Origin of the sequence: Bradyrhizobium sp. SZCCHNS30572, from assembly GCF_032484415.1 — a bacterium.
Lineage (GTDB): Bacteria > Pseudomonadota > Alphaproteobacteria > Rhizobiales > Xanthobacteraceae > Bradyrhizobium.
In genome coordinates this window covers 165,045-183,356 of sequence record NZ_JAUESY010000012.1, presented here as the reverse complement: position 1 = coordinate 183,356, position 18,312 = coordinate 165,045, and the positions used below count along the sequence as shown (strand labels likewise).

The following is an 18,312-nucleotide window of genomic DNA, read 5'->3' as shown; positions in this document are numbered from 1 at the left end:
ACTACTTGCCTTTCCAGTTCGGCGTCCGCTTGTTGAGGAACGCCTCCATGCCCTCGCGGAAATCCTCACTCATATAGGCGCGCAGGATCAAATCCTCGCCCTCGTCCCGCGACAGGGTCCGGCGAATGCGGCGCACCGCCTCCTTGGTCACCTCGAGGGTGATCGGCGCGTGCGAGGCGATGAGCCTCGCGGTCTCCAGCGCGCGTGTCTGCAGCGTCTCGACGTCAGGCACGATCTCGTTGAGCAGACCGAGCGCGAGCGCCTCCGGCGCCTCGACCAACCGTGCCTTGAAGATCAGATCCTTGGTGCGCGCCGGTCCGATCAAGGAGACCACGCGCGAGATGTTCGACATCGACAGGCAGTTGCCGAGCGTGCGCGCGATCGGAAAACCGATACGTGCCGTCTCGGTGCCGATGCGAATGTCGCAGCAGGCGGCAATGCCGGCGCCGCCGCCGGTGCAGGCGCCCGCAATCGCCGCAATCACCGGCACACGGCACAGCTCCAGCGTGCCGAGCACGCGGTCGATCCGCGCCTCGTAGTCGAGCGCATCCTGCGCGGTCTTGAAGGCGCGGAATTGCGAGATATCGGTGCCGGAGGCAAACGCCTTGTCGCCCGCACCGGTCAGGATCAGCGCCTTGATCGACCGATCGGCGTTGATGGCCTCGCAGATCGAGGCCATCCGGTCGTACATCGCGAAGGTCATCGCGTTGCGCGCCTGCGGCCGGTTGAAGGTGATCTTGGCGATGCCGTCGTCGACGGCATAGATCAGATCGTCGGAGCCGGTCACAGGCGCGGTCATCAGGCCACCTTCGGGATTGGCGCCGCCTCGCGCGCCTTCAGGACGTCCATTGCCGCGAGCACGCCACCGGCACGATGCGGCACATTGGCGAGCGCAAGGCCCATCTCGACGCCGGCGAGCGTCCCCATCAGCATCAGGTCGTTGAAATGACCGATGTGGCCGATGCGGAACACCTTGCCCTTGATCTTGTTGAGGCCGGTGCCGAGCGACATGTCGAAGTTTTCCAGCACGGTCTTGCGGAACTGATCGGCGTCATGGCCTTCGGGCATGACCACGCCGGTCAGCGCCGGCGAATGCGCCTGCGGATCGGCGCATTGCGTGTCGAGGCCCCACGCCTTCACGGCGGCGCGCGTCGCAAGGCTGTGGCGGCGGTGGCGGGCGAACACGTTCTCGTGCCCCTCCTCCTCCAGCATCTTCAGCGCCTCGTTGAGGCCCATCAGCAGATTGCAGGCCGGCGTGTACGGGAAGGTGCCGAGCTTGTTGAAGGTGATGATCTCCTGCCAGTCCCAGTAGGAGCGCATGCCGGGATTGGCCTTGGCGGCGGCGAGCGCCTTCTCCGAGACGGCGTTGAAGCCGAGGCCCGGCGGCAGCATCAGGCCCTTCTGCGAGCCCGCAACGGAGACGTCGATGCCCCACGCGTCGTGCTCATACTCCATCGAGCCGAGGCCGGAGATGGTGTCGACCATCAGGAGTGCCGGGTGGCCGGACCGGTCGAGCGCCTTGCGCACCTCGAGCGGCGGCGTTAGGCAGCCGGTCGAGGTCTCGTTGTGCACGACGCAGACGGCCTTGATCTTGTGCGCCTTGTCGTCGACCAGACGCTGCTCGATCGCCGCGATGTCGGCGCCATGACGCCAGTCGCCGGGGATGAAGTCGACGTCGAGCTTGAACTTGTCGGCGATGCCCCGCCACAGCACAGCGAACTGGCCGGTCTCAACCATCAGCACCCTGTCGCCGGGCGCGAGCGCGTTGACGATCGCGGCTTCCCACGCGCCGGTGCCCGACGACGGATAGATGATCACCGGCTGCTTGGTGCGGAAGATGCGCTGGCTGGCCGCCAGCACGGCGAAGCCGAGCTCCGCGAACTCCGGACCGCGATGGTCCAAGGTCGGCATGTCCATCGCGCGCAGCACGCGGTCGGGCACGTTGGTCGGTCCCGGAATCTGAAGAAAATGCCGTCCCGTGTGCACAGTCATTGGCGTCCATCCCCGGTCATTTGGTTGGTGCGCGGACGTGGCATCCCACGCGCTGGCCGCGCTTTTCTCCCGCCAGACCGCTGGCGTCAATAAAGAAGACGCAAGCACCGATCGCTCCGGGCTGACATCCCTCAGATGCACACAAATCCCCTTCTTCTGTGCAGTGCGGCATAGCGGGACGCCCCAGCTTGCTGCACGCGGTTTGGCCTCATTTCACCGCCGCAAGCTGGCGCGGCGCATTGCCCTGCGATGGCTCATCCAGCAGCACCATCGCGGCATCGACACCGCCCGCGCGATGCGGCACGCCGACCGCACGCAGCCCCATCTCGACTCCACTCAGCGCCGCCATCAGGGTCAGCGCATTGCACTCGCCGAGATGGCCGATGCGAAACACCTTGCCCGCGACCTTGGACAGGCCCGAGCCGAGCGACATGTTGTAATTGTCGAGCACGACCTGGCGGAACTGATCGGCGTCATGGCCCGGCGGCATCAGCACGGCGGTCAGCACCGGGGAAAAATCCTTCGGCTCCTGGCACAGCACCTCGAGACCCCAATGCTCGACCGCGGCGCGGGTCGCGGCCGCAAGCCGCTGGTGGCGCGCGAACACCTGGTCGAGTCCCTCCTCGAGCAGCATGGCAATCGCTTCGCGCAGGCCATAGAGCAGGTTCGTCGCCGGGGTATAGGGGAAGAAGCCGTTCGCGTTCAGCTTCAGCATGTCCTCCCAATCCCAGAACGAGCGCGGCATCTTGTTGGCCTTGGCAACAAGGCGCGCCTTGTCCGAGACGGCGTTGAAGCCGAGCCCCGGCGGCAGCATGAAGCCCTTCTGCGAGCAGGACACGGCGACATCGACCTTCCACTCGTCGAAGCGGAAGTCGGCCGAGGCGAGACCGGAGATGGTGTCGACCATCAGCAGCGCCGGATGCTTGGCGCGGTCCATCGCGGCGCGCACCTCACCGATCCGGCTGGTCGCGCCGGTCGAGGTTTCGTTGTGCACGACCATCACCGCCTTGAGCCGATGACCGGCGTCGGCGACCAACGCCTCCTCGATGACGGCAGGGTCGACGCCACGGCGCCAGTCGCCGGGAATGAAGTCGACCTCGATTCCCCACCGCGCCGCCATCTGCCGCCACAGCGTGGCGAAGTGGCCGGTCTCGACCATCAGCACCTTGTCGCCCGGCGACAACGTGTTGACGATGGCAGCCTCCCAGGCGCCGGTGCCCGAAGACGGATAGATGATCACCGGGCTCGTGGTCTTGAAGATCGCCTGCGAGCCGCCGAGCACGGCCTTGCCGAGTTCGGCGAACTCGGCGCTGCGGTGATCGATCACCGGCATGTCCATCGCCCGCAGCACCCGCTCGGGCACCGGACTCGGGCCCGGAATATGCAAGAAATGACGGCCTTGGGGACGGGTCACGACAGAGCTCCGGGCGACGACGGCATTCTGGCACCCATGATTGCATTCAATCCTTCAGCATGCAAGAGCTCAATCGCATGCACGCACGAGGTCGACCACATCTGTAACTACCGCTACAATGCGTAAGATGAATTCCACGATTCCCGATATCGAGACGCCACCCTTGACCGGGCCAAGCGGTCGATCCGTGCCTGCGCGGGACGAAACCTCGCTGCATGACGAGATCCTGGCGCGGCTGCGCGACTACATCGTCGAGGGCCATGTCGCCGACGGCGGACGCCTGTCCGAGCGGCAGCTTTGCGAAATGCTGGGGGTGTCCCGCACCCCCTTGCGCGAAGCGCTCAAGGTGCTCGCAGCCGAGGGGCTGGTCGAGCTGCTGCCCAATCGCGGCGCCCGGGTGCGCCCGCTCAGCGCCGCCGACATCCACGAACTGTTCGACCTGATGGGAGGCCTGGAAGGCCTCGCCGGACGCCTCGCCTGCGAGAAGATTTCAGATGAAGCGATCGCGGAAATCGAGCAATTTCATCATGATATGTACGGATTCTACATGCGGCAGGACATGCAGGGCTATTTCCGCATGAACCAGTTGATCCACCGGGCGATCGTCGACGCCGCCGCCAACACCACCCTTCATGCGACCTATGAGAGCCTGGCGGGCCGCATCCGCCGGGTTCGCTTCTCGGCCAATTTCGCCCGCAAGCGCGAACGCTGGAGCGAGGCCATGCGCGAGCATGAGTTGATCCTCGATGCCCTGCGCCGGCGTGCCGGAAGCGAGTTGTCCGACATCCTGTTCCAGCATCTGCGCAACAAGGGCGCGGCTGCGATCGCGTACTTCGCCGAGAGCCAGCCGCCGCTGGCGGCAGCCAAGCCAGACAAGGTCGAATAACGCCGGGGATTGCGCAAATTTGCATGCAATCAGATTGACGCATTTGCGGAAATGAATGACACCGGGCGGAACAGCGCCCGCCGGACGACAGCCGGGCCCCACCAGGGATCACCATGCCGAACGCCAAAGCCGGTCCGTCCAGGCTCGAACAGAAGCTCCGCGCCGAGATGACAGGCGACGTCTTCTTCGACCGCTTCAACCGCGGCCGCTACGCCACAGACGCCTCGTTCTACCAAGTCATTCCGGCGGGCGTGGTCGTGCCGCGCACGATGGACGAGGCGCTGCGTGCGCTCGCCATCGCCCGCGACGACGGCCGCATCGTCACGCCCCGCGGCGGCGGCACCTCGCAATGCGGCCAGACGGTCAACGAGGGGATCGTCGTCGACTTCTCCAAGCACCTGAACCGCATCGTCTCGCTCGATGTCGAGGGGCGGACCTGCGTGGTCGAGCCGGGCATCGTGCTCGACGACCTCAATCGCCAGCTCAAGAAGCACGGCCTGTGGTTTCCGGTCGACGTCTCCACGGCGTCGCGCGCCACGATCGGCGGCATGGCCGGCAACAATTCCTGCGGCGGCCGCTCGCTGCGCTACGGCACGATGCGCGACAACACCATCGCCATCGACGCCGCGCTGGCCGACGGCACGCTGGCGCATTTCGGCGAGGTGGCGCGAGACCTTCGTGACGTCAGCGCGCCGGAGAGCGCGCGCACGCTGTTTCGCGACATGCTGGCGCTGGGCGAGCGCGAGGCCGCGGAGATCGCCGACAGGTTTCCCAAGGTGCAGCGCCGCGTCGGCGGCTACAATCTCGACGCACTGACGCCGCGCAACGCCGCCAACAACCTGGCGCATCTGCTGGTCGGCTCCGAGGGCACGCTGGCCTTCTCCACCCGGATCGAGCTCAAGCTGTGGCCGCTGATCCGCACCAAGGTGCTCGGCGTCTGTCATTTCGGCAGCTTCTATCAGGCGATGGATGCGGCCCAGCATCTGGTCAAGCTGAAGCCGATCGCGGTCGAGCTGGTCGACCGCACCATGATCGGGCTGGGCCGCGACATCGCGATGTTCCAGCCGGTGATCGCGGCGGCGGTGCGCGGCGATCCCGACGCGATCCTGGTGGTCGAGTTCGCGGAGGAGACGAAGGACGAGAACCTCGCCAAGCTGAAGCAGCTCTCCGAGCTGATGGGTGATCTCGGCTTCTCCTGGAGCAACGAGATCTGCAAATGGGGCGGCGTCGTCGAGATATCAGACCCTGCGCTTCAGACCGCCGTCGCCGACTTCCGCGCCGCCGGCCTCAACGTGATGATGTCGATGAAGGAGGCCGGCAAGCCGGTGTCGTTCGTCGAGGACTGCGCCGTGCCGCTGCCCCACCTCGCCGACTACACCGCGCGGCTCAACGAGGTGTTCGCCAGGCACGGCACGCGCGGCACGATGTACGCGCACGCCTCCGAGGGCTGCCTGCATGTGCGCCCGGTGCTGAACCTGAAGCTGGAGAAGGACGTCAAGGCGATGCGCGCAATCGCCGAGGAAGCTTTCGCCATGGTGCGCGAGTACAAGGGCTCGCATTCCGGCGAGCATGGCGATGGCATCGTGCGCTCGGAATTCCACGAGCAGATGTTTGGCAGCCGCATCGTCGCCGACTTCAAGGAGGTCAAGCAGCGCTTCGATCCGGCGAACGTGCTCAATCCTGGCCGCATCGTCGATCCACCCAGGATGGACGACCGCTCGCTGTTCCGCTATCCGCCGGACTACCGCATCGTCGACGACATCAAGCCGGTGCTCGACTGGTCGGCCTATCCGGGTGCCGCCGGCGGCTTCCAGGGCGCGGTCGAGATGTGCAACAACAACGGCGCCTGCCGCAAGCTCGACGGCGGCGTGATGTGCCCGTCCTATCGCGCCACCCGCGACGAGAAGGATGTCACGCGCGGCCGTGCCAATACCTTGCGGCTCGCGATCTCCGGCCAGCTCGGTCCCGGCGCGCTGTCGTCCGACGAGATGATGGAGACCTTGAAGCTCTGCGTCTCCTGCAAGGCCTGCCGCCGCGAGTGCCCGACCGGCGTTGACATGGCCAAGATGAAGATCGAGGTGCTGGCGGCCCGGGCGACGACGCATGGCCTCACGCTGCGCGACCGGCTCGTCGCCTATCTGCCGCGCTATGCCGATATGGCTGCCCGCATCGCGCCGCTCGTGAACCTGCGCAATCATGTTGCGCCCCTGCGCGTGCTGATGGAGCGCGTTGCGGGCATCAGCGCCAAGCGCAAGCTTCCGGCCTTCCGCACCGACACCTTCCGCGTCGACGCCGACGCGTTCGGTCCGGCTGATGGCCGCGAGGTCGTGCTGTTCGGCGACACCTTCAACCGCGTCTATGAGCGCGAAAATCTCGACGCCGCGCTGCGCGTGCTGATCGCCGGCGGCTATCGCGTCTACGTGCCCAAGCCGGCCGATGGCGGCCGCGCCCTGTGCTGCGGCCGCACCTTCCTCTCCGCCGGCCTCGTCGACGAGGCCCAGTCCGAGCTGCAGCGCCTGGTCGAGACCTACGCGCCGTTCGCCTCGCGCGGCGTGCCGATCATTGGCCTCGAGCCAAGCTGTCTGCTGACGCTGCGCGACGAACTGCTGTCGCTGCGCAACGACGCCACCGCGAAAACGATCAGCGCACACGCGCTGCTGCTGGAAGAGTTTCTGGCGCGCGAGGCCGAGAGCGGCAGGCTGGCGCTGCCGCTCGCCCCCCTGCCCGGTAAGGCCTTGTTGCACGGCCATTGCCATCAGAAATCCTTCGCCGCTTTCAAGCCTGTCGAGCAGGTGCTCCGACTCATTCCGGAGCTCACGGTCGAGACCATCGAATCCTCCTGCTGCGGCATGGCCGGCGCGTTCGGCTATGGCGCGGAGACCTACGAGGTCTCGCAGCAGATGGCGGAGGCGTCGCTGCTGCCCGCCGTGCGCAACGCCGACGCCGCAACGTTCATCGTTGCCGACGGCACCTCCTGCCGCCACCAGATCCAGGACGGCGCCGCCCGCGGTGCCGTTCACGCCGCGCAGCTCCTGGCGATGAGCCTGGAGCGGGCGCAAGCATCAACGTAGGTCACGAGAGACCGGACGCCGCGGAGCGCGACCTCAATGTTCGTCATTGCGAGGAGCGTAGCGACGAAGCAATCCAGACCTTTTCTTTCGTCCTGGATTGCTTCGCTTCGCTCGCAATGACGGATGATAGAGCCGACTTTTCATCACAAATCGCAAAGGACACCGACATGGCCGATCTCAAGCTCGACGCCGCTCGCAAGATTCTGGATGCCACGCTCGCGAAGGGCATCGAGAAGAAGCTCAAGCCGCTCGCCGTGATGGTGCTCGACGCCCGCGGCTGCCTGAAGGCGGCCGCCGCCCAGGACGGCACCAGCCTGATGCGGGCCGAGGTCGCGCATGGCAAGGCTTATGGCGCGCTGGCGCTCGGCCTCGGCTCCCGCGCCCTGTTCCAGCGCGCCCAGGAGCAGGCCTATTTCATCGACGCCGTGAACACGCTGGCCCAGGGCCGCATGGTCCCGGTGCCCGGCGGCGTGCTGATCATGGACGGCACGACGCTCGTCGGCGCCGTCGGCGTCTCCGGCGACAGCTCCGACAATGACGAGATCTGCGCCGTCGCCGGTATCGAGGCCGCCGGCCTCAAGGCCAATCCGGGCTGAGCTCCGGTCGCACCTGCAAAGCTCAGCGAGCTTTTCCGTCCCACAATCTCGAGGGGGCTGGCCGCCCTCTCGAAGCCTGATCGATCATGCGTCGAATTCCACGGCTCAGATCGCGGCTGACGGAGAATTCATTCGGCCGGCTTGACCGGCCCGAAACATTGCCGGCTGCTGCACGTTTGTACGACGGGGCGCGTGGAGAACCGGACATGCCTCGCAGACGAGCTCGCACCATCATCATCACTGGCGCCTCCGCCGGCGTCGGCCGTGCCATCGCGAACCGCTTCGGCGAGGCCGGCGATCGCATCGGCCTGATCGCGCGCGATGAGCATGCGCTGCGCGACGTCCAGCGCGAGCTGCAGGCGCGGTTTGCCCATGCCGAATACGAGGCCGTCGATGTCGCCGATGCGCAGGCCCTGTTCGACGCTGCCGAGCGGCTCGAGCAGCGCCTGGGTCCGGTCGACATCTGGATCAATGACGCCATGGAAACGGTGTTCTCGACCGTGGCCGACATCACACCGGAGGAATTCCGCCGCGTCACCGAGGTGACCTATCTCGGTTTCGTGCACGGCACGATGGCGGCGCTGCGATCGATGCGCCGACGCGGCGAAGGCCGCATCATCCAGATCGGTTCGGCGCTCGCCTATCGCGGCATTCCGCTACAGGCGGCCTATTGCGGCGCCAAACATGCGATCCGGGGCTTCACCGACTCGCTGCGGGCCGAGCTGATGCACGAGCGCTCAGGCATCACGCTCTGCATCGTCGATCTGCCCGCGGTGAACACACCGCAATTCGACTGGGCTCGCGCGCACCTTGCGCATACGCCACGGCCAATGGGCCGGCCGGTGGAGCCTGAGGTGATCGCTGACGCCGTCTATCGCGTTGCCGATGGCGGCTTCCGCGAATATTGGATCGGCTGGCCGACGCTGCTGACCATCCTCGGCAACGCCATCGCCCCGGCTTTGCTCGACCGCTACCTCGCCGCCAAGGCGATCGCCGGGCAGCAGACCGACGTGCCGCTGGTGCCCGACCGCACCGACAATCTCGATCACCCGGTTACACGCCTGCACCGTACCCGCGGCTCGTTCAGCCGTGGCGCGGCCCTGCACGCGATGCTCGTGCCCGGCGATGTGGCCCGCGCCGCGACCGTCGCAATCGGGGCCGCTGTCTTCTTTGCGCTGGGAGCGACGCTGAGCCGGCGGGGGAGGCGCTAGGCCGCGCGTTGCAACGCGGTGCTTGCGTGACACCGGCGAGATGCGCTTTTCTGCTCCGCGCTATCCATTCCCGTCCGGAGCGCCTGCATGACCATCGAAAGCATCAGCGCGATCACCATTGCCACCCATGACATGGCCCGCGCGGTCGCCTTCTATCGCGCGCTCGGCTTCGACGACATCCCGTATGGCGGCGCCGACACCCCGTTCACGACCTTCCGAGTCGGCGCGGGCTATCTCAACCTGATCGCTATGCCGGAGGACAAGCAGTGGAGCTGGTGGGGCCGCATCATCTTTCATGTCTCGGACGTCGACGCCGTCTACGCCAAGGCGCTGGCCGCCGGCTTCTCGCCCTCCACCACGCCGCGCGACGCCGAATGGGGCGAGCGCTACTTCCATCTCACCGATCCCGACGGTCACGAATTGAGCTTCGCGCGGCCGCTCGACAAATGAGCTAGCCGAGCTCGAAAGTGGTGACGCCGAACAGCCGCTCGATGCGTAGTGGCGCGATCGGGCGGGTGTACATGCGCGCGGTCTCGAACACCGGCTTCAGCCCGAGACTCTCCGCCAGCGCCACCGCCTCCGGGTTGATCGCCGGCACATCGAGGAAGACCTCGGAGTCGCCGATCTCGCTCAGCAGCGCCGAGACGATGGCCTCGGCATCGGCCCGGCTGTGCGCGACCAGCGGACCGATCTTAGAGCCGGTGCGGCACGGCCGGATCACGCCCCAGGCGGCAAGCGCGCCATCACGGATGACAGCGCGGCCGACATGGCCGGGGGCTCCGATCCAGGCCTGCAGGAACGCGCGGCGCGACGCCGGAAACACAGCCGCGTCGGAGGCCTCGATGTCGGCCAGCGGCACGTCGCTCAGCGCAACGAAGTCCGATCGCGCAGCAGCGGGCAGCACCGTAGCGGCCTTCCCACTGTAGCGGACATTGGCATAGGCATATTTGAAGCCGGACTTTCGATAATTGTCCTGCTGCGCGACGACACCGTCGAGGCCGACGACACGCGATCCCGCATGCGCCATCGCAGCCTGCCAGAGCCGCAGGCCATAGCCATGCCCGCGCAGATCAGGACGTACGATGTAGAAGCCCAGAAACGCGAAGCGTCCGTCGTAGTTGACGCAGGACACCGTCGCGACCGGCACACCGTCACGTTCGGCGATGAGAAATCCCTGCGGATCGACCACGGAAAAGCACGCGGCATCGGACAGGCCGGGATTCCAGCCCTCGGCCGCCGCCCAGTCGATGGCCAGCGGAATCTCTTCCGGCCGCATCGGCCGGATGAGAAGACCGTCGGTTGCAATTGGGCCACTTTGCATCATCTCACAACGCTAGCGCCAACTGCCGTCCTTCGCAGCAACAAAGATGCCCTTGGGCGGGAATATTGCGATCGTTGCGCACAACGCTGCGCAGGGCTAACGTTCATCTCCCATGATACGACGAAACGCACAAACCGATCGCATGCGCCCTCGGTGGCTGACATGGATGCTGCGTGGCCTCATGGCCAGTGCCGCATTGCTCGCGACGGGGTCAGCTTTCATCGCCATCTTCAATCCACCGGCCGCCGTTCTATTTCTTTCAATACTCACCTCGCCGCTGTTCATGAATACACGGCCACCTCCGATGTTCGAGAACGACGTTGCGGACTCCTGGCTCAAATCAGTGGAGAGCGGAAAACGGCTCACGGCCCACCTTCAGGCGGAATTCCCATCCGGAACACCAGCCGCGATGTTGACAGCAACGCTGCTGAAGCAAGGATTCGAACCGTTCCCGGATTGCGTCCGCGACGGACATATCGTGGTGCGGCTGGGAGAGATTCATGCACCATGCCGAACGTCCGAGACCGCCAATGTCCATTTCTATCGATGGGGCAATCCAGCCTGTGTGCAGACGATCGACGTGACCTGGAAGTCAGACGATGCAGGAGCGATCACAGAGGTGACAGCAAGCCATCATGACGCCTGCCTGTGAACGCGGAAGTCAGTCCATTCCCTGCTTATGAGTTCTCAGCCCTATGACTGCGACGATCGGATCAGCTAATCCGACGGGGCCTGCCTCTGGTGGCGACCGGCTGCCAGCCATCGACATCCTCCGGGGCCTCGCCCTCTTTGGCGTCATGGCCATCAACGTCGTATTTGAGTTCCGTATCTCGATCTTCCAGCAATTTCTGCCGACGCCGAGAGCGCACGAAGCGGGCACGACCTTCTTCGCCGGATCGTCATCACCGGAGACGGTCAAGCTTTTGTGGGCCATCGTCGGAGACTCGCCCTTCAATCGCGCCATCGAAGATGGTCTCGCGCGCGCCGTCTCCATGAAGGCGCTTGCCCTGTTCTCGCTGCTGTTCGGCATCGGGCTGGCCATGCAGTTCGACCGGATCGCTCCGGAGCGACGTATCCCCCTGCTGCTCCGGCGGCTGCTCGTCCTGCTCGCGATCGGCATTTTGCACCTGACGCTGCTGTGGAATGGTGACATCCTGACCGAATATGCGCTTGCCGGACTGCTCGTGCTGCCGTTCCTGTTCGCGCCAAGCTGGCTGGTGATCGCGAGCAGCCTCACCCTGCTCGGGCTGTACTTCACCAGCTGGCTTATTCCCGTGCTGCCGCTACTAAGCTCCTCCTGGATGATGCAGCATGTTGTCGATGCCAATCGCATCTATGCCAACGGCAACTTCTCGCAGATCCTGGTGTTCCGGCTGTCCGAAATCAGCGCCATCGCGCCGCTGCATTTGTGGATCTTTCCGCGCACGCTCGGACTTTTCCTCGCCGGCATCGTCATCTGGCGATCCGGCCTTCTGCGCGATATGCCGCATCACCGCGTCATGCTGCTGCTGACGGCCCTGGCCGCACTCGCTGTCACGATCGACGCCGGCGCATCGCTTGCGACTGTGAGCCTGGCGCTTGCCTATGGTGCGCTGATCCTTTCGGCTGCAAGCACCATCTGGGGCGCCCGCCTGCTCGGCTGGGCGGCTCTCGTCGGCCGGATGGCCTTCACCAACTATCTCATGCAGTCCGTCATCTTCGGCGTCGTGTTCTACGGCTATGGCCTCGGCCTGTTCGGCCGGCTCAGCGTCTCGCTCGCACTTGGCATCGGCGTGGTCGTCTATGTGCTCCAGGTGATCGCGAGCTGGTGCTGGCTGGGGCTGTTTCAGTTCGGCCCCATCGAATGGCTGTGGCGCAGCCTGATGTACAACAAGCTGCAGCCGATGCGGCTTCGGCCGCACTCCTGACACGACTTTGCCCGTCGGGTTACTATGTCGCACCCCGGTGGGTGTTGTCTTGTCGGGCAAATCAGCTGCACATTTCACGGCGTCGCGGCTTACGAGAGGGGCGCCTCGCGATCGTCACAAGCGTTGGGCCGGTGATGCGATGGCCGTCGCGGCATCAGGCGCGTTTGCGCAAGACGACTGGTGGCGTGGCGGACGGCGAAATCGTGTGGTCCTGACATCCCGACGCTGATGTCAACTCGCGACGAGGCTTTGCTTCGCGCGGGGATGGTGGCCAGAAAGCCCGGCGCACCAGGGAGATCACGTATAAGCCGTAAGCCCGTCGCGCAGGGAAGGCCGGTAGTTGCGGCCAAACCTGTGGTCACTGCCGCCTGCTTTTCTTCCTGCAGGCGGGCATGGGGGCGGCGAGCGCCCGGCCTTCCCTGCGCCCTCTTCGTTCAGAGGGCGAAATCTGACGCAAGACTCGGACGCGAAGCGTCGCGAGATCGCGGATCCATGTATCACCCTATGTGGACAAATATTGTTGGAGCAAAGAACCTTTCCACCCCTCCACTGTCATCGCCCGCGAAAGCCGGCTATCCAGTATTCCAGAGGCCGTGGTCATCGAACCGGGAGGCCTCGGCGTACTGGATGCTCCGCCTTCGCGGAGCATGACAGCGGCAACAACAGAGCCGCCGTCACACACTCTACCCGCAGCGAGCTACTTCCCCGGCCACACCGGCTTGCGCTTCTCGGCAAACGCCCTCAGGCCCTCCTTGGCATCCTCGGTCATCGCCAGCAGCGCGATCTGGCTTTCGAGATAGGCGATGGACTCGTCGAACGACATCGAGGCGATGGCGCGCATGGCGTATTTGCCGCGGCGGATGGCGGTCGGCGACTTGTCGACGAGACGGCCGATCAGCCAGTCCATCTTGCCGTCGAGCTCGGCGGCGGGAACGACATGGTTGAGCAGCCCGGCAGCCTGTGCAGTCTTGGCGTCGAACGGCTCGCCCGTGAGCGCCCATTCGTTGACGAGACGCGGCGGCGCGATACTCTGCAAGAGGCTCAGGACCTGCATCGGGAACACGCCGACCTTCACCTCCGGCAGGCCGAAGACGACGTGATCGGCTGCGACCGCCATGTCGGTCATACACAGCAAGCCCATGCCGCCGGCCATACAGACGCCGCCGACGCGCGCAATCGCCGGCTTGGTGGAATTCTGCGACAGCCGGAGCAAGTCCGCGTAATCGACATTCGGGCGGGAGAAATCCATCGCGAAGGCCGCGCCGGAGTTCTGCAGGTCGGCGCCGGCGCAGAACGCCTTGTCTCCTGCGCCGGTCAGCACGATCACGCGCACCTCGGGATCGTCATGCGCCGTGCGATAGCCGCGCGAGATCCCGGCGATCACGTCGCCATTCAGCGCGTTGCGCTTCTCCGGACGATTGATGGTGATCCAGAGGGCCTGCCCGCGCTTGTCGAGAATCACGCTGTCGTCGGTCATCGCCTTGCCTGTCGCTTGATGTCGGATGCGAGATTGTCGCGGGATAGCTGCCGCGGGCAAGGAAAACTTGCGTCAAGAGGCCGCGCGGCGGCCGATCTCGGCGATGACCCCGTGCAGCAGCGGACGCACCGGCTCGAACTGGCCAGTGCGCAGGAACGCGATGGTCTGCCGGAACGACGTCGGATGCACCAGCAGGCCCATGTGCGACGCCTTGATGGTGGTGTGGTCCGTCATCCCGGCGAGCTTGCAGCTCTCGACGGAGACGCGGCCGTCGTTCGGCCACGGCAGCAGGAACAGCCCGGCGATCGGATCGAGGAAGCGGTTGCCGGCGATCACGCCGATCTCGTAGTCGGCGGGTGGCAGAGAGGCGAGCGTGACGTCCTTCGTGGTCACCAATTGCAGGCCGGCTGGACCGAAATAAGCGCGATAGAGCCCGACGTTCTGCAGCCGGTCGGCAAGCTCGCTGCCGCCATTGGGCGTTCCCAACATGACGACACGGCCGAGCCGCGCCGGCCGATGCTTCGCAATCGCGACCCGTGCCAGCAGCCCGCCCATCGAGTGGGTGACGAAGTGGATCGGACCGTCGATCCTGGCTGTGAAATCGGCGATCGCCGGGCGGATGTCGTCGGCAAGAAACTCGAGCGGTTTCTTGCGGCTTTCATAGTCGAGGTTCAGCGTCGCAAAACCTGCGCGCTGCAACCGCTTTTCCAGTGGACGCAGCATCAATGATCGGCCGGCGATGCCATGCAGCAGCACAACCCCCGCGCCGCGGGGGCCACTGTGCTGAGAACGCCGGCGCAGCGATGCGATCACGCGACTTCCCGCTCCTCCGGCTCGCGCTCCGTCGTAGCGGTTGCCGCACTCGCCTCGGCAAGTGCCTTGGCGCCGACATAGTCGGTCTTGCCGGAACCGAGCAGCGGGATCTTGTCGACCACCATCACGACGGCCGGCACCGCAAGCTCCGGCGCACCTTGGCCTTTGGCCTGGCGCTGCATCGCGGAGCGTTCGGCATCCTTCTGCGTCGTGATCAGCACGATGCGCTCGCCCTTGCGCTGATCGGGGATCGACACCGCGACCGAAGCCGCCTGCGGCCACAAGGTCGCGGCGATCTGCTCGACCACCGTCAGCGACACCATCTCACCGGCGATCTTGGCAAAGCGCTTGGCGCGGCCCTTGATCGTGATGAAGCCCTGCGCGTCGATGGTGACGATGTCGCCGGTGTCGTGCCAGCCCTCCGGCAGCGCCTCGAGCACGCCGGGATTTTCGGCCCTGACATAGCCGAGCATGACATTGGGCCCCCGGACCGAAAGCCGCCCGCCCTCCTCGATGCCCGGCACCTTGTCGAGCCGGTACTCCATCAGCGGCGACAGGCGCCCGACGGTGCCGACCCGGTTGGCCATCGGCGTGTTCATCGCCAGCACCGGCGCGGTCTCGGTGACGCCATAGCCTTCGAGCAGGCGGATGCCATAACGCTCCATATAGATCTGCCGTGTCCGATCCTTGACCGGCTCGGCGCCGGCGATGACCAGCCGCAGCGTGCGGAAATCATAGGCATGAGCGGAGCGTGCGTAACCAGTCAGGAAGGTGTCGGTGCCGAACAAGATCGTGGCGCCAGTCTGATAGATCAGTTCGGGCACGATCCGGTAATGCAGCGGCGACGGGTACATATAGATCGGAATGCCCGCCAACATGGGCATCATCATGCCGCCGGTGAGGCCGAAGGAGTGGAACACCGGCAAAACATTGAACACAAGATCGTTAGCGTTGGCATCGACCCTCGCCAATGCCTGGGCGGCGTTCGCGAGAATATTGCGATGGGACAGGACGACGCCCTTTGGCGTGCCTTCGGAGCCGGACGTGAACAGAATCACGGCGGGGTGGTCGGCATTGCGGGCGACGCGCGGCCTGGTGCCGTCGATCATTCCCTTGATCTTGTCGGCCAGGCTGACCGAGGCCTTGACGTCCTCAAGATAGACCAGACGGGCCTGCCCCTCGATCGCCGCGATCAGCTTGTCGAGCTTGCCCTTCTCGATGAACGCGCGCGACGTCAGCACCGTCGCGACCTGCGCCGCCTTCATCGCCGCCAGCACGTTCACCGGGCCGGCGGAGAAGTTCAGCATGGCCGGCACGCGGCCGATCGACTGCAGTGCCATGAACACCACGGCGACGCCGGCGGAGTTCGGCAGCAACAGGCCGATGTTCTCGCCCACCATCGTGCCCTGCTCGAGCTTGCGGCTGAGCACCTGCGAGCCAAGCAGCAGCTTGCGATAGGTCAGCTTGGTGCCGAGCGGATCCTCGATCATCACCTTGCCGGTGTCGTGGTCGCGATGGGCATGGGCGAGCGCCTCGAACAGTGTCCGATCCAGCATGGCGTTCTTGACCATGGCTTCGATCATCACGTCCTGCAGCGCAGCGCCAGCCGCGTTGCGGCGGGTCTTGCCCTTGAGAGCTGCATCGATGGTGAGCTTCACCGGCGGCAGGATCGTCACCGTCACCTTGGGAAACCACGAGCGCTTGATCTGGCCATCCTTGAGATAGCTGAGATGCGAGCGCTGCGCGCCCTCGATGCGGACGGGCACCACGACGGCATCGGCCTTGTCGGCGATCATCGCGGTGCCGTCATAGACCTTCATCAGCGAGCCCGACACCGTGATGCGGCCCTCCGGGAAGATCACCACCGGTTCCTGGCTGGCGACCAGCTTGATCAGGTCGCGCGCGCCGAGCGGCTTGGTCGGGTCGATCGTGATGTGGCTCACCAGTTTCAGGAAGATCTTCGCCCACCAGGCCTTGGAGATCCCGGTGTCGACGGCAAAGGTGGTATCGATCGGCAGCACCGCGTGGAGCAGCGGACCGTCGATCAGGCTGACATGGTTCGGCGCGATCAGCATGCGGGTGCCGACCGGCGGCAGGTTCTCCAGCCCACGCACCTCAGTGCGGAACAGCGCGCGGAACAGCATCGCGCCGAAGTCGCGCACGCCCTCCCTGCCCCATTTGGTGAGCACGAACCAGACGGCGCCGAAGTTCGCCAAGGCCAGACCGAAGAAGATCCAGGCGATCGAGACGCCTGCAGCCTGCAGGCCAGCCACGCCCAGCGAGCCGACCACCATGAAAGCGGCCTGCAGCACGTTGCCGGCGGCGATGACCCGGGCGCGCTCGGTGGGCTCCGACCACGCCTGCACAGCGGCGAACGCAGGAACCACGAAGAGGCCGCCGCCGAAGGCGAACAAGGCGAAATCGAACAGCATGCGCGAGCCTGACCAGGAGCCGATGAATCCCAGCGGCGTGATTCCCTTCGCGATCTCCGTCGTGCCGATCGCCCAGGACAAGTCGAGGCCGAGCACGCCCATGATGATGGCGCCGATCGGCACCAGCGCGAGGTTCGGCCTGACGTGGCTAAGATGCGCGGCGAACAGCGAGCCGATCGCGATGCCGACCGCAAAGATGGCGAGACACAGGGTGACGACGCCCTCGGTACCGCCGACGACGTCCTTGACCAGGGCCGGCAGCAGCGACAGCACGACGGCACCCACCAGCCAGAACCAGGACACGATCACCATGCCGTCCCACAGTCGGGGCGCGGCATGTAACGACTTCAGAAGGTGCAAGGTCGAGGTCCAGGGGTTGGCTGTGATCCGCAGATCCGGCGCGGACGGCACCGTGTGCGGGATGCGCGAGGCGGAGGCCCAGGAGATGACGGCAAGGCCGATCACCGCGAGAGCGACCCAGCCCATGTGCGAGGAGCCGGAGACAAGCTGGCCGCCGGCGATGGTGCCAATCAGGATGGCCATGAAGGTCGCACCTTCCACTAGCGCATTGCCGGTGGCGAGCTCGCCGACCGTCAGCTGGTCCGGCAGCATGGCGTATTTCACCGGGCCGAACAGCGCGGCGATGACACCGAACATGCCGAGGGCGACGAACAGCAGCGGGATCGAATGCATGAAGAAACCCAGCGCCGCGAAGCCGGCAGCGAATATCTCGGCGAACTTCAGCCTGCGCGCGACGATGCCCTTGACGTACCTGTCGGCCAACTCGCCGCCGAGTCCCGAAAGAATGAAGAATGGGAAGATGAACACCGCACCGGCCACGGTCACCAGCGCATCGCCATGCACGGCCATGGCGCCATAGAGCAGCATGATGACGAGCGCATTCTTCAGGACGTTGTCGTTCAGCGCCGAGGAGAATTGCGCCCAGAACAGCGGGGCAAAACGGCGCGACGACATCAACTGCTTGATCATGGTCGTTTCCTGGTGTGCTGCGGCGGCTCGGCCGCAAGGATGGCAAGAGTCTTGAAGGTTGGTGATGAAATGAGGTGGTGCCGGTGATGCACCCTGTTAGACGCGGTCATGCGGTCTGCCGTTCTGTTGTCGGCCGCCGACCAGCACGAAGAGTAGCCCGAAGGTCGTGTGCAAAAGGCTTATCCAGACCGAGGGCAGCTGG

General features: G+C 65.5%; 14 protein-coding genes. 7 read left to right on the top strand and 7 right to left on the bottom strand.

The annotated features are described in order from the left end of the window. Window position 1: 1 nt before the first annotated feature. From QX048_RS31635 to QX048_RS31625, 3 genes are all read right to left on the bottom strand, one after another. Window positions 2–799, bottom strand: a complete 798-nt coding sequence (locus tag QX048_RS31635; protein WP_315753554.1) for an enoyl-CoA hydratase/isomerase family protein — start codon at window positions 797–799, stop codon at window positions 2–4. Beyond that, window positions 799–1,992, bottom strand: a complete 1,194-nt coding sequence (locus QX048_RS31630) for a pyridoxal-phosphate-dependent aminotransferase family protein (RefSeq protein WP_315753552.1) — start codon at window positions 1,990–1,992, stop codon at window positions 799–801. The genes QX048_RS31635 and QX048_RS31630 overlap by 1 nt, the downstream gene beginning before the upstream one ends. A gap of 208 nt (window positions 1,993–2,200) precedes the next feature. Next, window positions 2,201–3,406 carry an alanine--glyoxylate aminotransferase family protein gene (locus tag QX048_RS31625; protein WP_315753550.1) on the bottom strand — a complete coding sequence of 402 codons (1,206 nt, stop codon included), beginning with the start codon at window positions 3,404–3,406 and terminating at the stop codon, window positions 2,201–2,203. A gap of 127 nt (window positions 3,407–3,533) precedes the next feature. Here QX048_RS31625 and QX048_RS31620 point away from each other — a divergent pair, with 127 nt between their 5' ends. From QX048_RS31620 to QX048_RS31600, 5 genes are all read left to right on the top strand, one after another. Continuing rightward, window positions 3,534–4,292 carry a GntR family transcriptional regulator gene (locus QX048_RS31620; protein WP_315825116.1) on the top strand — a complete coding sequence of 253 codons (759 nt, stop codon included), beginning with the start codon at window positions 3,534–3,536 and terminating at the stop codon, window positions 4,290–4,292. A gap of 113 nt (window positions 4,293–4,405) precedes the next feature. Continuing rightward, complete coding sequence (locus tag QX048_RS31615) at window positions 4,406–7,363, top strand: FAD-binding and (Fe-S)-binding domain-containing protein (RefSeq protein WP_315825117.1); 2,958 nt, start codon at window positions 4,406–4,408, stop codon at window positions 7,361–7,363. A 167-nt stretch (window positions 7,364–7,530) separates the two neighbouring features. Continuing rightward, window positions 7,531–7,959, top strand: coding sequence for a GlcG/HbpS family heme-binding protein (locus QX048_RS31610; protein ID WP_315753544.1), 429 nt, complete (start codon window positions 7,531–7,533; stop codon window positions 7,957–7,959). Between the two features lie 206 nt (window positions 7,960–8,165). Further along, window positions 8,166–9,170 carry an SDR family oxidoreductase gene (locus tag QX048_RS31605; protein WP_315753542.1) on the top strand — a complete coding sequence of 335 codons (1,005 nt, stop codon included), beginning with the start codon at window positions 8,166–8,168 and terminating at the stop codon, window positions 9,168–9,170. 87 nt (window positions 9,171–9,257) lie between these two features. After that, window positions 9,258–9,620: a VOC family protein gene (locus tag QX048_RS31600; RefSeq protein WP_315753540.1), complete on the top strand. Its 363-nt coding sequence runs from the start codon at window positions 9,258–9,260 to the stop codon at window positions 9,618–9,620. A gap of 1 nt (window position 9,621) precedes the next feature. Here the strand turns inward: QX048_RS31600 and QX048_RS31595 are convergent, their stop codons facing one another. Beyond that, window positions 9,622–10,446, bottom strand: a complete 825-nt coding sequence (locus QX048_RS31595) for a GNAT family N-acetyltransferase (protein WP_316172206.1) — start codon at window positions 10,444–10,446, stop codon at window positions 9,622–9,624. A gap of 211 nt (window positions 10,447–10,657) precedes the next feature. Here QX048_RS31595 and QX048_RS31590 point away from each other — a divergent pair, with 211 nt between their 5' ends. Together QX048_RS31590 and QX048_RS31585 are read left to right on the top strand one after the other, a co-directional pair. Beyond that, window positions 10,658–11,143 (top strand): hypothetical protein, encoded by a 486-nt coding sequence (locus QX048_RS31590; RefSeq protein WP_315753536.1) that lies wholly within the window; start codon window positions 10,658–10,660, stop codon window positions 11,141–11,143. Between the two features lie 145 nt (window positions 11,144–11,288). Further along, window positions 11,289–12,398: a DUF418 domain-containing protein gene (locus QX048_RS31585; protein WP_316200832.1), complete on the top strand. Its 1,110-nt coding sequence runs from the start codon at window positions 11,289–11,291 to the stop codon at window positions 12,396–12,398. Window positions 12,399–13,095: 697 nt separating this feature from the next. On the opposite strand, the gene QX048_RS31580 is transcribed toward QX048_RS31585, so the two are convergent. From QX048_RS31580 to QX048_RS31570, 3 genes are all read right to left on the bottom strand, one after another. Further along, entirely contained in the window at window positions 13,096–13,875 is a 780-nt protein-coding gene (locus QX048_RS31580; RefSeq protein WP_315753532.1) for an enoyl-CoA hydratase/isomerase family protein, read from the bottom strand. 72 nt (window positions 13,876–13,947) lie between these two features. After that, window positions 13,948–14,685 carry an esterase/lipase family protein gene (locus QX048_RS31575; protein WP_315753624.1) on the bottom strand — a complete coding sequence of 246 codons (738 nt, stop codon included), beginning with the start codon at window positions 14,683–14,685 and terminating at the stop codon, window positions 13,948–13,950. Continuing rightward, on the bottom strand, window positions 14,685–18,110 hold the full coding sequence (locus QX048_RS31570; RefSeq protein ID WP_315825120.1) for an acyl-[ACP]--phospholipid O-acyltransferase: 3,426 nt from the start codon (window positions 18,108–18,110) through the stop codon (window positions 14,685–14,687). Before QX048_RS31570 ends, QX048_RS31575 begins: the two co-directional genes overlap by 1 nt. Window positions 18,111–18,312 lie beyond the last annotated feature (202 nt).

Coding starts and splice junctions, on each gene's coding strand:
- QX048_RS31635 (WP_315753554.1), bottom strand. CDS start 799: ATGACCGCGCCTGTGACCGGCTCCGACGATCTGATCTATGCCGTCGAC.
- QX048_RS31630 (WP_315753552.1), bottom strand. CDS start 1,992: ATGACTGTGCACACGGGACGGCATTTTCTTCAGATTCCGGGACCGACC.
- QX048_RS31620 (WP_315825116.1), top strand. CDS start 3,534: ATGAATTCCACGATTCCCGATATCGAGACGCCACCCTTGACCGGGCCA.
- QX048_RS31615 (WP_315825117.1), top strand. CDS start 4,406: ATGCCGAACGCCAAAGCCGGTCCGTCCAGGCTCGAACAGAAGCTCCGC.
- QX048_RS31610 (WP_315753544.1), top strand. CDS start 7,531: ATGGCCGATCTCAAGCTCGACGCCGCTCGCAAGATTCTGGATGCCACG.
- QX048_RS31605 (WP_315753542.1), top strand. CDS start 8,166: ATGCCTCGCAGACGAGCTCGCACCATCATCATCACTGGCGCCTCCGCC.
- QX048_RS31600 (WP_315753540.1), top strand. CDS start 9,258: ATGACCATCGAAAGCATCAGCGCGATCACCATTGCCACCCATGACATG.
- QX048_RS31595 (WP_316172206.1), bottom strand. CDS start 10,446: ATGCGGCCGGAAGAGATTCCGCTGGCCATCGACTGGGCGGCGGCCGAG.
- QX048_RS31590 (WP_315753536.1), top strand. CDS start 10,658: ATGCTGCGTGGCCTCATGGCCAGTGCCGCATTGCTCGCGACGGGGTCA.
- QX048_RS31585 (WP_316200832.1), top strand. CDS start 11,289: ATGGCCATCAACGTCGTATTTGAGTTCCGTATCTCGATCTTCCAGCAA.
- QX048_RS31580 (WP_315753532.1), bottom strand. CDS start 13,875: ATGACCGACGACAGCGTGATTCTCGACAAGCGCGGGCAGGCCCTCTGG.
- QX048_RS31570 (WP_315825120.1), bottom strand. CDS start 18,110: ATGATCAAGCAGTTGATGTCGTCGCGCCGTTTTGCCCCGCTGTTCTGG.